Origin of the sequence: Kribbella jiaozuonensis (genome assembly GCF_005233875.1) — a bacterium.
Lineage (GTDB): Bacteria > Actinomycetota > Actinomycetes > Propionibacteriales > Kribbellaceae > Kribbella > Kribbella jiaozuonensis.
This window is the reverse complement of sequence record NZ_SZPZ01000002.1, coordinates 1,595,149-1,608,029: the sequence shown is the minus strand read 5'-3', so window position 1 is coordinate 1,608,029 and position 12,881 is coordinate 1,595,149. Positions and strand designations below refer to the sequence as shown.

The following is a 12,881-nucleotide window of genomic DNA, read 5'->3' as shown; positions in this document are numbered from 1 at the left end:
CCGTTCCTCTCACGCCGCGATCGACCACGACGCGGGATCGACGAAGCTCGGTCCGCGAGTGCCGTTGTCGAGCCACTGCAGTGCGTCCTTGAGCACGTAGCCAGCGAGCGCGAGGTGCCCCTCCGCGGTGTCACCAGCGATATGGGGCGTGAGCAGGAGATTCGAGGCCGCGAGCGTCTTCGCGTCGAACTGCGGTGGTTCGGGGTCGTAGACGTCGAGCGCCGCGTAGATCCGCCCGTCGAGCGCGTGCTCGAGCAACGCTTGTTGATCGATGGCCGGTCCGCGGGAAGAGTTCACGACGACCGCGCCGTTCGGCAGGTTCTCGATCAGGGCGCGGGTGATCATGCCCTTCGTCTCCGGCACGTTCGGAACGTGGATGCTGAGGAACGGCCCGCTGGCCGCGTCCTCGAGCGTCGTCGTCCGTACGCCGAGTTCGCCGGCGCGCTCGGCCGTCAGGTACGGGTCGTAGACGGCCAGGTCGCAGCCGAACGGCTTCAGCAGCGTGATCAACGCCCGCGCGGTGCTGCTCGCGCCGATGATGCCGACCTTCGCGCCGGCCAGTTCATGACCGCGGTACTCCGTCTGCTTCCACCCGCCCGCGCGGACCGCGCCGTCGAACCGGGGCAGCCGCCGCGCCAGCGTGAGCATCGACGCGAGGCAGTACTCACCGACCGACCAAGCGATCCGCGGACCTGCCGAGAAGACCGCGACACCTTGGTCGAGGATCACCGGGTCGATCAGGTTCTTGACGGTGCCGGCCGCGTGCGCGACGACCTTCGGACCGTTGCCGTCCGACCACAGCTCCTTGCCGAGGTGCGGCGTACCCCAGCTGGTGAGCAGGACGTCGGCGCCGGCGGCCAGCTCAGGTACGGCGGCCGGATCGAGGGCCGGCGGTTTCGCGGCGGATCCGGGGCCGGCGGCGTGCTCCGACGTTGCCCAGAGCACCTCGAAACGGTCCTCGAGCAGCTGTCGAGTGTTCGCGTCGACGACATCGGCGGCACGTTCGGGTGAGAAGAGTGCGGCGAGTTTCGGCATGGCATGACGGTAAGCGCATTCCGTTATGCAGGTCCAAGCCCGATTGCGCATGAACCGATACCGTGCACGCATGGACATGTCGCTCCAGCAACTCCGCGGATTCGTCGCAGTCGCCGAGGAACTGCACTACGGCCGAGCTGCCCAGCGGCTCAACCTGACCCAGCCGCCGCTGACCCGCCAGATCCAGGGCCTCGAACGCAGCCTCGACGTCCGGCTGTTCGACCGCACCGGCCGCGGCGTACGGCTGACCGCGGCCGGCGACGTGTTCCTCGAGCACGCCCGCCGGGTCCTCGCGCTGCTCGAGGTCGCTCCGGAGGCAACCCGCCGCGCGGCCGACGGGACGACCGGGACGCTGCGGCTCGCGTTCACCGCGATCGGGGCGTACGCCGTACTCGCGGACTTCCTGACCATGGTCGGCAAGCGCACGCCCGGGGTGACGGCCGAGCTGACCGAGCTCGTCAGCCCGGCGCAGTTCGAGGCGCTGGCGAACCTGGAGATCGACCTCGGTCTCGTCCGGCCGCCGATCCCGGCACAGTTCGAGTCGATGCTCGTGCATTCGGAGGACCTGGTGCTCGCCGTACCGGCATCGCATCCGCTGGCCGACGGGGACGGGCCGGTCGCCCTGGTGGATGCGACCGACGACTACATCGGGTACAGCCCGGAGGGTTCGCAGTACTTGCATGACATCTGTGCGGCGATGATCGGGATGGATCGGTACGCCGTGAGTCAGCTCGCCTCGCAGGTGCCGACGATGCTCGCGCTGGTGCGGGCCGGTCTCGGATGTGCCTTGATCCCGCGGTCGATCATGGCGATGGGCGTCGAGGGCGTCCGGTACCGCGAACTGGATGCGGCCGATGCGCACTCGGTGACGCTGCACGCGTGCTGGAGCCCGGACAATCCGAACCCGGCGCTGCAGCGGTTGGCGGAGTCGTTGCGGCAGGATCCGCACCTCGGGGCTTGACTTTGAGCGCACTCTAATTCATAGGCTGCTCACCATGGGTGAACAACACAAGATCGGCTCGGGTTTCGGGCACGACAGCACCGCGGACGAGGTCCTCGCCGGGATCGACCTGACCGGCAAGCTGGCGATCGTCACCGGCGGATACTCCGGTCTCGGTCTGGAGACCACCAAGGCGCTGACCAAGGCCGGCGCACACGTCGTCGTACCGGCCCGTCGTCCGGATGCGGCGCGGGAGGCGCTGGCCGGGGTCGATGATGTCGAGATCGACGAGCTGGATCTTGGCGACCTGGACAGCGTGAAGGCGTTCGCGGACCGGTTCCTCGCATCTGGGCGGTCGGTCGACATCATGATCGACAACGCCGCGATCATGGCCGCCCCGGAGACACGGGTCGGTCCGGGCTGGGAGGCGCAGTTCGCGACCAACCACCTGGGTCACTTCGCGCTGGTGAACCGGTTGTGGCCGGCGCTCGTGGCCGACGGCGGCGCGCGGGTCGTGTCGGTGTCGTCGACCGGGCATCGCCGGTCGGACATCCGCTGGGACGACCTGGAGTTCCGGCAGGGGTACGACAAGTGGCAGGCGTACGGGCAGGCGAAGACGGCCAACGTGCTGTTCGCGGTCCAGCTCGATGCCCTCGGCAAGGATTCCGGCGTGCGGGCGTTCGCGCTGCACCCGGGCGGGATCCTGACGCCGTTGCAGCGGCACCTCGAGAAGCAAGAGATGGTCGACTTCGGCTGGATCGACGAGGACGGCAATCCGCTCAGCACGGCGTTCAAGAGTCCGGCGCAGGGCGCCGCGACACAGGTGTGGGCCGCGACGTCGCCGCAGCTCGACGGGCTCGGTGGCGTGTTCTGCGAGGACTGTGAGATCGCGGAGGTGTCGACCGACGACGCTCCCGGCGTACGGCCGTATGCGATCGACCCGGTGTCGGCGGCGCGGCTGTGGACGGTCTCGGCCGAGCTCACGGGGGTGAACGCTTTCGGATAGAACTGTCCTGTGACCACTGTTGTTGAGCGACTGCGTGCGTCGGGATCTGTGTTCGCCGAGGACGAGGCGGCACTGATCGCGGAGTCCGCCCGGGACGAGGCCGAGTTGGCATCCATGGTCGACCAGCGGGTCGCCGGGCTGCCGTTGGAGTACGTCGTGGGCTGGGCGTCGTTCTGTGGGTTGCGGATCGCGGTCGACAACGGGGTGTTCATCCCGCGCCGCCGTACGGAGTTCTTGGTGGCGGAGGCGTTGCGGGTCACCGCGGCGGGAGCGGTCGTGGTGGATCTGGCCTGTGGCACGGGCGCTCTCGGCGCGGCGGTCGCGGCTCAGCGTGAGGTGAGTTTGTACGCCGCGGACATCGAGCCGGCTGCGGTCGAGTGCGCGCGGCGCAACCTGCTGCCGTTCGGCGGGACGGTGTATCAGGGTGATCTGTACGCCGCGTTGCCGGAGCGGTTGCGTGGGCGGGTCGACGTACTGCTGTCCAACGTCCCGTATGTGCCGACGGACGAGATCCGTCTGCTGCCGGCCGAGGCTCGGTTGTACGAACCGCATGTCACGTTGGACGGCGGTTCGGACGGGCTCGCGGTCTTCCGGCGGGTGGCGAGTGAGGCGACGGATTGGCTGGCGCCGGGCGGTCACTTCTTCGTCGAGACGAGTGAACGTCAGGCGCCGGTCGCGCTCGACGTGATGGTCGGGCACGGTCTGGACGCCGAGATCGTCGAGGACGACGATCTCGGCGCGACCGTTGTGCACGGCACCTATACCCGGCGCTGAATGTGCAGCAGGTACTCGCGGCGGTGGAGCGGGTCGTGGTCGGTGCGCGGGCGTTCCGGGATCGGGCCGGTGACGGGGTGGTACCGCTCGAACGCCGACTCCAGGACTCCTTCGCCGCGGGTGAGGGCAGGAAGTTGCTGCTCGAGCTCGTACACGGCGGCCGCGGGGATTTCTCCTTCCAGGGTTGAGGTTTCCGCGGCGAGCGCCGGGACCTGCGGGATCGCCCGGAGACGTGCGAGGGCCGCGAGGACGGCGCGCGTGGTGTCGGTCGGGAGCTCCAGCTGGAAGTGGTGCATCGGCTCGTGCACCGTCGTGCCTGCTTCCTGGAGCGCCGTCATCAGGACCAGCGGGGTGAGGTTGCGGAAGTCGCCGGCCGTGCTGGACATGCTCTTGTCGAACACCGCATGCGCGTGGCTCTGGCGGGCGGAGTACCCCGAGTGCGTCATCACGACGTGCGCGTCAGGGATCTGCCAGCCGTGGACGCCCTGGTGCAGCGTCTCGCGGACCGTCTCCTCGACGGCCTTGATGAACGCGTACGGCATCGAGCCGAGCTCGACCTGGAGTTCGAAGCTGACGCCGGCGTTGACCGGTGCCGGTTCGACGCGCAACCCGATGGTGGCGAGGAACGGGTTCGCGTCCTTCTTGTTGAACTCGACCGCCGCGCCGGTACCGACGAGTCGCTCGATGCAGATCGTGGTCGTCTCGCGGAAGTCGACCTCGAGCCCGAACTCGGTCGCCAGTGTCGTCTCGATGACCTCCTTCTGCACCTCGCCGTACAGCGATACGTAGGTCTCCTGGCGGAGGTCGTCCTGGCGCAGGTTGATCAACGGGTCCTGCTCGGCGAGCTGGGTGAGCGCGACGCGCAGGTTGCCCTTGTCGGACGGCTTCCGCGCCGAGATCACGGTCTCCAGGGTCGGCGGCGCGAAGAAGGCCGTGGTCGTCCGCGGCTCGGGGTCGTCGGTTGCGGTGATGCGGTCACCGATCTGGACGTCGGCCAGACCCCAGAACTTGCCGATCCGACCTGCCGGTACGGCGTTCGCCTGGCCTTCACCGATCACGTGCAGTGCGGTGATCTTCGCGTCGCTCTCGCCGAAGCGGATCCGGTCGCGGACGTGCGCCGTACCCGAGAACATCCGGACGTACGCGATCTTCTCGCCTGCCGGTCCGCGCTCGACCTTGAAGACGGACCCGTCGAGCTGGCTGCCGTCCGTGCGGGCGCGGGGGAGTAGGTCGCGGATGCCGTCGGTGAGGGCTTCCGTACCCGCGCCGGTGATCGCCGACCCGAAGTACACCGGGTGCACTCGCGCTTGGTGGGTCTGGGCGGTGAACGCCTCGTGCAGCGCGAGCGGCTCGCCGTCGACGTACCGCTCCAGCAGGTCGTCGTCCTGCTCGGTGAGGACCTCGAGGAGGGCGTCCTCCTGCACGATCGGCTTGAACGCCGCCTCGGGCGTGCCGAGGTGGGTCGCCTCGCCCATCGGGACGATCGCCGGGGTCAGCTTCGTCGCGATCTGACGCAGCACGCCGTCGTACTGCGCACCCGGTCGGTCGAGCTTGTTGACGAAGATCAGCGTCGGGATGCGCAGCCGCTGGAGCGTCCGCATCAGGACGCGGGTCTGCGCCTGGACGCCCTCGACGGCCGAGATCACCAGGACCGCGCCGTCGAGCACGCTCAGCGCGCGCTCCACCTCCGCGATGAAGTCCGGGTGGCCCGGGGTGTCGATCAGGTTGACGGTCACGTCGCCGATCGCGAACGAGACGACAGCGGACTTGATCGTGATCCCGCGCTGGCGTTCGAGCGCGAGTGAGTCGGTCTGGGTGTTGCCGTCGTCGACGCTACCGACCTCGTCGATGACTCCGGCGGTGTACAGCAGCCGCTCGGTCAGGCTGGTCTTTCCGGCGTCAACATGCGCCAGGATCCCAAGATTCAGTACTTCCACGCAGCTTCATGTCCTTTGAACAGGTGACAGTCCGATCAGCAACAGACATGAAGCGAGGTCGCATGACGGACTCCTTACTAGGCACCTGCTCGTACGCGTTCGAGTACACCAATTCAGGCCGGGCCGCGACAAACCATTTAGCGCACTGCTACAACCTCCGTCAGATGATGGTTGTCCCGACCGGGGTGCCGTTGACGATGGCGGAGGCGGCGCCGGTGCGGTCGATGTCGAAGACGTGGAGGGGGAGGTGGTGGTCGCGGGCGAGGATGAAGGCGGACTGGTCCATCACGCCCAGCCCGCGGTCGATGACCTCGGTGTAGGTGAGGTGGTCGAAGCGCTTCGCGTCGGGGTTCTTGTTCGGGTCGGCGTCGTACACGCCGTCCGTGCCGTTCTTCGCGACGAGCAGCGCGTCGGCTTCCAGTTCCACGGCCCGCTGGACCGAGGGGTAGTCGGTGGTGGTGAACGGCTGCCCGTTGCCGCACGCAAGCAGGACGATCGAGCCCTTCTCCAGGTGCCGGAGTGCGCGGAGCCGGATGTACGGCTCGGCGAGGTTGTCAATTGGGATCGCCGTCATCAGCCGTACGCCGTGTGCGCCGAGCGCAGCCAGTCGCCCGCGGAGCAGTACCGCGTTGATCACGGTGCCGAGCATGCCGATGTTGTCCGCCTCGACCCGGTCGATACCCCAGTCGTCGGCCCGGTTCCCGCGGAACACGTTCCCGCCGCCGACCACCACCGCGACTTGTACGCCGGTGGCACGCAACGCGATCACCTCGTTCGCGAGATGCGTGAGCCGATCGCTGTTGAATCCGAACTCGTCGGGGCCGGCGATCGCCTGCCCGGACAACTTGAGCACGAGCCTGCGGTACATGCCGCTCCGTTCCGATCAGAAGGCGGTGATCGCCAGCAGGTCTATCACGGACCTGGTCACATCGGACGTCTTGTCGTCCGTGCCGCGCTCGCGGGAAGGTGGACGGGTGGCTGAGTTCAAGGAGCAGGATCTGAGCGGGGCACGGTTCGAGGACGTGCGGCTTCGCGACGCGGTGTTCGACAAGGTCGACCTGACCGGGGTGACGATCCGTGCGGCCCGGGTGGTGGATGTGTCGATCGACGGAGATATCGACAACCTGCGCGTGTGGGGCGTGGACGTCGTACCGCTGATCGATGCCGAGCTCAACCGCCGGCACCCGGATCGGGCGAAGATGAGCCCGGCCGACGCCGACGGGTACCGGGAGGCGTGGGAGCTGCTCGAGCGGTTGTGGGCCGAGACCGTCGAGCGTGCCCGGGCGATGCCGGAGGAGCTGCTGCACGAGTCCGTCGACGGCGAGTGGTCGTTCATCGAGACGCAGCGGCACCTGGTCTTCGCGACGGATGCCTGGGTACGGCGTGCTGTGCTGGGCGATCCGGCTCCGTGGGACCCGCTGGATCTGCCGCACGACGAGATGTCCGACGTACCGGGGGTTCCGCGCGATCGCGCCGTACGGCCGTCGCTCGACGAGGTGCTTGCGTTGCGGGCCGATCGGATGGGGACCGTGCGGGAGGTGTTCGCCGGGTTGACCGATGAGCAGCTGGGCGAGATGACCGTGCCGGTGACCGAGCCGGGCTATCCCGAGTCGGAGAGCTTCGAGGTCAGCCGGTGCCTCGGCTGCATTCTGGGTGAGGAGTGGCATCACCGGATGTACGCCGAGCGCGATCTCGCCATACTGCGTGGGTGAACAACATGGTGCTTGCGGACTGGCGGAAGATGGTTCAAGCGCAGCAGGCGAGGTTCGTGACTTCCTCGTTGGCCGAAGGAGCGCGGTTCGTGCAGGCCGTCGGCGAGGCGTGCTCGTCGGCCGAGGTGGTGCCGGAGTTGCGGCTCGGCGCGACGTTCGTGGACGTGTCCAGCCGCGACGATGCGGTCGCGCAGCAGATCAGCGCGATCGCGGCCGAGCATGGACTGACGGCCGACCCGACAGCCGTGGCGCAGCTGGAGATCGCGCTGGACACGGCCGACCTCCCCGAGATCGGTCCGTTCTGGGCGGCGGTGCTCACCGGCACGACAGACTCGTTCCAGGGCAACGACATCCTCGACCCGACCGGCCGGATTCCGAATATCTGGTTCCAGGGGACCTCTCCGCACGCGACTCCACGGCAACGGTTCCACCTGGATCTTTGGCTGCCGGCCGAGGTCGTCCCAGATCGCATCAAGGCCGGCCTCGCCGCCGGCGGCAAGATCGCGTACGACGACGAGGCGCCGGCCTTCATCGTGCTCGCGGACCCGCAGGGCAACAAGGTGTGTCTGTGCACGTCGGACGGCCGATAAATAGGCCGCGCGCTCGGACCAGCTCTGCTACCGTCAGGCTCAATCCGAGGAGGTGCATGATGGCTTGCAAGGTTATCCGGTTCCGCGCCATCCCCTCCTCTGCTGCCTTCTGACAGCTCTTCTTCTCCGGACCGGTTGGTGCGTCGCGGCGTCTGGCCGCGGATCACGTGTGCGCTGATACCAGCGCGTACTCCGTGCCGACCGAACCGGAGCTTCCGCATGTCCGCCATGGACACACAACTTCATGCTGCCCTCGCACGCGCAGTCGACGGCGTGCCGCACCACCAACTACACCGCCGAGTCGCCGCACTCTCACACCGCTACCGCACCGAGCAGGTCGACGACGCTGCTCCCGGGATGCGCGATCACCTCGATGCGCTCGCGTACGCCGTCATCCGCATGCCGGCGACCTTCCGCGCGCTGTACGCCGCACTGTCGGCCGCTGAGCGACACGTCGACGCATCGTTCACCACCCACCTCGACCTCGGCGGTGGAACCGGCGCCGCCGCATGGGCCTCCACGTCCCTCTGGCCGACCATCGCCACCGAGATCGTCGAACGCCATCCGGCCGCCATCGCTCTCGGCAAACAACTTGCCACAGGCAACAGCTGGCGGTGGACCTCCGCCGACCTCCGCCACTGGAGCGGGTCCGCCGATCTCATCACCATCGGCTATGTGCTGAACGAGCTGACCGACGGCGCCCGTCACGCCTTGGTCGAGTCCGCAGCAGCATCGGCGGTCACGCTCGTCATCGTCGAACCAGGCACGCCGCACGGCCACCGCCGTACGCTGCAAGCTCGTGATCTGTTGATCGACCACGGCTTCACGATCGCGGCTCCGTGCCCGCATCAAGGCGAGTGCCCAACGGATTGGTGCCACTTCGCCGCCCGCCTGCCCCGCACCGAGCTGCACCGCGTGCTGAAGGACGGCACCCGCAACTACGAGGAAGAGAGATTCAGCTACCTCGTCGCGACACGCGCCCCGGTCCGGCCTGCGCCGGCGCGGGTGATCCGCAGACCGGGCAGACCGAAAGGACAGGTCGTACTAGAGCTCTGTACGTCGGCCGGCGCCGCCCGGCAACTGGTCGTGCCGAAGTCCTCCGACTCATATCGCGCCGCCCGCGGCACGAGCTGGGGAGACGCCTGGACTCAGAGCTCGTAACCGCCCGAGGCCTCGACGGTCTGCGCGGTGATCCAGCCCGAGTCGGGTGAGCCGAGGAACGCGATGACCTTGCCGAGATCCTCCGACTCGCCGATCCGGCCGAGCGCGGTCCGTTCCGCGATCGGGGGAATCCACTCGGGATGCTCGGAGAACGCGTCGCCGCCGAGGCGGGTCCGGGTCACGCCAGGAGCGACGGCGTTGGCCCGGATCCCGCGGACGCTCAGCTCCTTCGCGAGGTACCGGGTGAGCACGATCTGCGCACCCTTCACGCTCGCATAGACGGAGTACCCGGGTGACGGCCGCGACGACTGGAGCGCGGACGAGCTGGTCGTGTAGACGATCGAACCGTTGTCGGCGATCAGCGGGAGGAGCGTCTGGGTGAGGAAGTACGGGCCCTTCAGATGGACATTGACCATCTGGTCGAACAGCTCCTCGGTCGTCTCCTCGAACATCACCGGAGGCTGCCCGACGCCGGCGTTGCTGACGAGGAAGTCGAACGTCGTCCGGTCCCATTCCTGCAGTACGCCGGTCAGCGCGGCCCGGAACTCCGCGAACGTCTCCGGCCGCGACACGTCCAGCGGCAGCGCAACCGCCGTACCGCCGTCCTTCTCGATCCGCTCGACCGTGTCGAGACCCCGTTCGCGGCCGCCGTGGTAGGTGACGACGACGGCCGTACCGCGTTTGGCGATCTCGAAGGCCGCGCCCTGGCCGATGCCGGAGCTTCCGCCGGTGATGACAGCTACTTGCATAATCGTGCACAACTCCTACTAGGTCAGTAACAGGTACGACTCCAGTAGACGTGCTGGGACGGCGATGCCGTTAGATCAATTGTCCCGCCGGCTTGCACGATCCTGCTCGATCGCGAGATGGCGGCGTACCGAACTCGCGGCGGTACTCGCGGCTGAACTGGGACGGGCTGTCGTAACCCACGGCGTACCCGGCGCTCGTCACGTCCTCGCCGAGACCGACCACCCGCAGCCGTGCCTCGTGCAGCCGGATCTTCTTCTGGAACTGGATCGGGGTCAGCTCGGTGACGGTACGGAAGTGCCGGTGGAACGCCGACGTGCTCATGCCGGCCATCGACGCCAGATCCTCGATCCGGAACGGCTCGGTGTAGTGCTTGCGGATCCACCCGATGACCCGGGCGACGTGCGACAGGCTGCTGTCGGCGAGCCCGATCTCGCGGACGGCCGCGCCTTGTGGGCTGCGGAGGAGCCGCCAGAGGATCTCGCGTTGGACGAGCGGCGCGAGTACGGGCGCATCGTCGGGTTGGTGGACCAGTCGGAGCAGGCGGATCATCGCGTCGACCAGCTCGGCCGGCGCATGGTCGATGGTGAGTCCGCGGACGGCCGCGCCGGGCTTCTCGGTCGCGTCGAGGAGCAGCGAGGCGATCTGCTCAGGTCGCAGCTCAAGCCCGACGCCGAGGCAGGGCGCTTCCTTCGAGGCCTCGACGAAGTGTCCTGTGACCGGCAGGTCCACGGAGACGATCACGTAGTCGCCGGCGCCGTACTCAAACACCTGCTCGCCGAGCGCCAGCCGCTTCCGCCCCTGCGCGACCAGCGCGAAGGTCGGCGACGCGAGCCCGGCCGTTGGCGGTGTCGGCGCGTCGACAACCGACACCAACAACCCGTCGATCGCTCTCTCGTGCCCAGCCGCACCGACGATCAGCTCCCGCAGCTCCGCGAGCTGCCGGTTCCCCTCCATGGCGATCACCTTACGGGCTGCGGAACGAGCTTCTGTAGGTGTTCGGCGGGATGCCGACGACGCGTTTGAATTGGCGGCGGAGGGTGGTGGCGGTGCCCAGGCCGGTCGCGGTGGCTACCGATTCGATGCTGTGGTTGGTGGCCTCGAGCAACTGCTGGGCGCGGCGGACTCGTTGGGTGAGGAGCCATTGCAGCGGCGTCTGCCCGGTCACCGCGCGGAACTGCCGGCCGAGGTGGCGGGGGCTGGTGTTCGCGCGTCGGGCCAGGTCTGTGACCGTCAACGGCTGGTCCAACCGCTCCTGCACCCAGGCGAGCAGCTCCGCGAGGGTGTGATCGCCGCTGACCGGGACCGGCGTTGACACGAACTGGGCCTGTCCACCGGCGCGATGCGGCGGTACGACGAGACGCCGGGCGACCGTGTTCGCGACCGTCGCGCCGTGATCGAGGTGGACGAGATGAAGGCACAGGTCGACCGCGGCCGCTTTGCCGGCCGCGGTGAGGATGTTGCCGTTGTCGGTGTAGAGGACGTCGGGGTCGACCGTCGCCTGTGGATATCGGGCGGCGAGGGCGTCCGCATGCCCCCAGTGGGTCGTCGCTCGCCGGCCGTCCAGCAGACCGGCCGCGCCGAGGACGAAGGCGCCCGTGCAGAGCGAAGCGATTCTTGCCCCGGACTCGTAGGCCGCCAGGACGGCGGCGACCAGCTCGGGTGATAGCGGCTCGTCCACGTCCGCGAGGGCCGGGACGATCACGGTGTCTGCTTGGGCGAGGTAGTCCAGGCCGTCGTCGGGTTCGACGGTGAACGGGCCGACCCGGACCGATCTCGGGCCGCACAGGCGTACGTCGTACCACTCGTCGGCGCCGAGTGGCGGGTTGCCGAAGATCTCGTACGCGATGCCGAGCTCGAAGTGCAACAGATGCCCGGCGGTGGCCAGCGCGACAGTGTGCATGTCCGAAAGTGTACGAACAGTGTCGTTCCGGACTCTCACGATGGCCGATCCGGTCCGGCGAGACTCGACGTATGAACGCTGTCGTTGTCTATGGAGCAACCGGTCACACCGGCCGATTCGTCGTCGAGGAACTGCTACGCCAAGGTCTGCCGGTCATCGCCTCCGGCCGGAATTCCAGCGCGCTCGAAGCGCTCTGGGACCTGGAGATCCGCCCGGCCTCGGTCGACGATCCGCAAGCCCTCGATCAGGCGCTGAAGAACGCCGCCGCGGTGATCAATTGCGCCGGTCCGTTCGCCGCCACCGCGGATCCGGTGATCGACGCAGCCATCCGCGCGGGGATCCCGTACGTCGATGTGGCGGCCGAGATCGAGGCCAACGTGTCGACGTACGCCAGGCACAGCGATACCCCGGTCGTGCCGGCGATGGCGTTCTACGGCGGCCTCGGCGACTTGCTGACGACCGCGGCGCTGGGGGAGCGGACGAGCGCCGACGAGGTGCACGTCGCCTACGGACTGACGAGCTGGCACCCGACGCCCGGTACGCGCGCCGCCGGCCAGGTCTCGCATGACCGGCGCAACGGCCGCCGGCTGCGTTTCACCGGTGGCGTCCTGCAGTTCCACGACGACAAGCCGGTGCAGGAGGAATGGATCTTCCCGGAGCCGCTCGGCCGGCGTCGGGTGATCCCGGAGTTCACGATGGCCGATGTCGTCACGATCCCGAGCCACCTCGCCGTACCCGAGGTTCGCACCTACATGACGGTCGAGGCGGCCGGCGATCTGATGGACGCGAATACTCCGGCGCCGGTTGCGGTCGACGACACGGGCCGATCGGACCAGACGTTCGTCGTGGACGTCCGGGTCCGGACCGGCGGCGAGGAGCGTCGGGCGACAGCGCGCGGGCAGGACATCTACGCGATCTCGGCGCCGCTGGCGGTCAACGCCGTACGGCGGATTCTTGCGGGTGACACGCGATCGGCAGGGGTCGCGTCGGCCGGTGCGATGTTCGACGCGGTCGAGTTCCTCAACGATTTACCACTCGCGCTCGACCTGCCGTAAATCGATTCCCTGCGGGAGAAT

At 68.3% G+C, this 12,881-nt stretch carries 13 protein-coding genes; 7 read left to right on the top strand and 6 right to left on the bottom strand.

Features of this window, described 5'->3' with window-relative positions; genetic code table 11:
• Window positions 1-9 precede the first annotated feature (9 nt).
• Entirely contained in the window at window positions 10-1,035 is a 1,026-nt protein-coding gene (locus FDA38_RS43435; protein ID WP_137255386.1) for a hydroxyacid dehydrogenase, read from the bottom strand.
• A 70-nt stretch (window positions 1,036-1,105) separates the two neighbouring features.
• Between FDA38_RS43435 and FDA38_RS19270 the strand changes: the two genes are divergently transcribed.
• From FDA38_RS19270 to FDA38_RS19260, 3 genes are read left to right on the top strand one after another with little or no spacing between them, the layout of a single operon-like run.
• Window positions 1,106-1,996: a LysR family transcriptional regulator gene (locus tag FDA38_RS19270; RefSeq protein WP_137255385.1), complete on the top strand. Its 891-nt coding sequence runs from the start codon at window positions 1,106-1,108 to the stop codon at window positions 1,994-1,996.
• A gap of 34 nt (window positions 1,997-2,030) precedes the next feature.
• Window positions 2,031-2,981, top strand: a complete 951-nt coding sequence (locus FDA38_RS19265) for an SDR family NAD(P)-dependent oxidoreductase (RefSeq protein WP_137255384.1) — start codon at window positions 2,031-2,033, stop codon at window positions 2,979-2,981.
• 9 nt (window positions 2,982-2,990) lie between these two features.
• Window positions 2,991-3,755, top strand: coding sequence for a putative protein N(5)-glutamine methyltransferase (locus tag FDA38_RS19260; protein ID WP_137255383.1), 765 nt, complete (start codon window positions 2,991-2,993; stop codon window positions 3,753-3,755).
• Here FDA38_RS19260 and FDA38_RS19255 read toward each other — a convergent pair.
• Together FDA38_RS19255 and pyrH are read right to left on the bottom strand one after the other, a co-directional pair.
• Window positions 3,740-5,692, bottom strand: coding sequence for an elongation factor G (locus FDA38_RS19255; RefSeq protein WP_137255382.1), 1,953 nt, complete (start codon window positions 5,690-5,692; stop codon window positions 3,740-3,742). The two genes, FDA38_RS19260 and FDA38_RS19255, sit on opposite strands and share 16 nt — an antisense overlap.
• A 160-nt stretch (window positions 5,693-5,852) precedes the next feature.
• Window positions 5,853-6,560 carry a UMP kinase gene (gene pyrH / locus FDA38_RS19250; protein ID WP_137255381.1) on the bottom strand — a complete coding sequence of 236 codons (708 nt, stop codon included), beginning with the start codon at window positions 6,558-6,560 and terminating at the stop codon, window positions 5,853-5,855.
• A gap of 106 nt (window positions 6,561-6,666) precedes the next feature.
• Between pyrH and FDA38_RS19245 the strand changes: the two genes are divergently transcribed.
• The 3 genes from FDA38_RS19245 to FDA38_RS19235 all read left to right on the top strand — a co-directional run bounded on the left by FDA38_RS19245 (window position 6,667) and on the right by FDA38_RS19235 (window position 9,155).
• Complete coding sequence (locus tag FDA38_RS19245; RefSeq protein WP_233714791.1) at window positions 6,667-7,404, top strand: DinB family protein; 738 nt, start codon at window positions 6,667-6,669, stop codon at window positions 7,402-7,404.
• 5 nt (window positions 7,405-7,409) lie between these two features.
• Entirely contained in the window at window positions 7,410-7,994 is a 585-nt protein-coding gene (locus tag FDA38_RS19240; protein WP_137255547.1) for a VOC family protein, read from the top strand.
• Between the two features lie 228 nt (window positions 7,995-8,222).
• Window positions 8,223-9,155: a small ribosomal subunit Rsm22 family protein gene (locus FDA38_RS19235; RefSeq protein ID WP_202877727.1), complete on the top strand. Its 933-nt coding sequence runs from the start codon at window positions 8,223-8,225 to the stop codon at window positions 9,153-9,155.
• Here FDA38_RS19235 and FDA38_RS19230 read toward each other — a convergent pair.
• The 3 genes from FDA38_RS19230 to FDA38_RS19220 all read right to left on the bottom strand — a co-directional run bounded on the left by FDA38_RS19230 (window position 9,143) and on the right by FDA38_RS19220 (window position 11,805).
• A complete protein-coding gene (locus FDA38_RS19230) occupies window positions 9,143-9,904 on the bottom strand; it encodes an SDR family NAD(P)-dependent oxidoreductase (RefSeq protein WP_137255378.1) in 762 nt (253 codons plus the stop codon). The genes FDA38_RS19235 and FDA38_RS19230 overlap by 13 nt on opposite strands.
• Before the next feature lie 70 nt (window positions 9,905-9,974).
• On the bottom strand, window positions 9,975-10,859 hold the full coding sequence (locus FDA38_RS19225) for an AraC family transcriptional regulator (RefSeq protein WP_137255377.1): 885 nt from the start codon (window positions 10,857-10,859) through the stop codon (window positions 9,975-9,977).
• Window positions 10,860-10,869: 10 nt separating this feature from the next.
• Entirely contained in the window at window positions 10,870-11,805 is a 936-nt protein-coding gene (locus FDA38_RS19220) for a helix-turn-helix domain-containing protein (protein ID WP_137255376.1), read from the bottom strand.
• Between the two features lie 71 nt (window positions 11,806-11,876).
• Here FDA38_RS19220 and FDA38_RS19215 point away from each other — a divergent pair, with 71 nt between their 5' ends.
• Window positions 11,877-12,860 carry a saccharopine dehydrogenase family protein gene (locus FDA38_RS19215; RefSeq protein ID WP_137255375.1) on the top strand — a complete coding sequence of 328 codons (984 nt, stop codon included), beginning with the start codon at window positions 11,877-11,879 and terminating at the stop codon, window positions 12,858-12,860.
• Window positions 12,861-12,881: the final 21 nt, after the last annotated feature.